This window comes from Bartonella sp. AP21QHHD (assembly GCF_042196205.1).
In the GTDB taxonomy this organism is placed as follows: domain Bacteria; phylum Pseudomonadota; class Alphaproteobacteria; order Rhizobiales; family Rhizobiaceae; genus Bartonella.
This window is the reverse complement of sequence record NZ_JBHIPT010000046.1, coordinates 1-1,261: the sequence shown is the minus strand read 5'-3', so window position 1 is coordinate 1,261 and position 1,261 is coordinate 1. Positions and strand designations below refer to the sequence as shown.

1 protein-coding gene is annotated in these 1,261 nt (G+C 39.1%); it reads right to left on the bottom strand.

Features of this window, described 5'->3' with window-relative positions:
- Positions 1–222: 222 nt before the first annotated feature.
- The gene (locus tag ACFIMC_RS03215; protein ID WP_375632826.1) at positions 223–630 is read right to left on the bottom strand and encodes a hypothetical protein; all 408 of its coding nucleotides are present in this window, start codon (positions 628–630) and stop codon (positions 223–225) included.
- Positions 631–1,261 lie beyond the last annotated feature (631 nt).

The following is a 1,261-nucleotide window of genomic DNA, read 5'->3' as shown; positions in this document are numbered from 1 at the left end:
TACTTAACAGAGCTATACAACTCAATAGTTTTAAGATTTTCTTCATTATTCCCCTCTTTCAATGGATTTATTTACAATAAACAGCTCATAAGCTTGTTGATATTTCCTGTCACCGCTGCTTAAAACAACGGTGAACAATATTGAGATGTTAGATTGAGAAAACAATCCCGCCATTCCAAGCGAAGGCAAGGATGGCGGATTGTTGATCATCACAAGAAAGACTTAAGGATAGCATTCATATTGTTCTGGATGCTTTTTACAAAAAGGGCTGTTCAAGCGCTTCTTGACACTGCGCTGTGGTATGACAGCACCTGGACGACAAGCCGGAAGATTCTTTCCTTGAAAATTCTCACACCACGTTCCTGCCTCTGTATCTTTATAGCGGAATCCTGATTGAACCATACAAGAATCAATAAACGCCTTTTTATTTAAACTTAACTTTCTATTTTCTGGATCAGTATCATAAGGGGTTGGCATTCCACATTCTAATAAGGCTTTTCCTACCTCAGTAAAATCAGTAACACCATTTTTCTCCCACGCGCTCAAATATCCTCCAGGAGTTTTATTAAACTGACATCCAGCTATACTTAACAAAGTTACAGCGCTTAATAATTTTAAAGTTTGTTTCATTTTTTTCCTCCATGATTTAATTCAAGGTTTTTGTTTTAAATGAGATGAGCCATACCTTTTTTGGCATTTTTGACCCGCATCTCCAAGACAGGTATGGGAGCTTATGGGATTCATGATCACTCTCCACCATTCTTTCCACCAGTTACTGCCAGCAGGTATTGTCTCGTAAGTATAGCCATTGCCGCCAATAATTCTGCTGACAAAGTCGTATCTATTNTGGTTTGTTTGCCATCACTCACATAACCTAACAGACCGGATGCAACTAAAACATTAAAGGCTGGTCCATAGAAATTGATATTCGTGTTGTCGGCTATACCGTGCACACCTTCTTGTTTGAAAGAATTCAGCATATTCCCCAATGTCATTGTCCCGCGACTATGTCCATAAAGTTCTAATCCTGTAAGACCATAGCTATACATCAAATCTTTTGCTTCTTGTGTTGAATTGGTCAAACCCCAAAAGTTATTTTCCATAAACTTCTGATAGCCCGCGACCAGAAGTTCTGAAATAGCAGAATCGGCTTGAGGGAACACAACAAAATAAAGCGGTTCATTTTTATCCTTCGCATGTTGAACCGCATAAACAGCGGCTTCCTCTGGTGGAGTAAAGATGCCATTAAAGGACACATGCA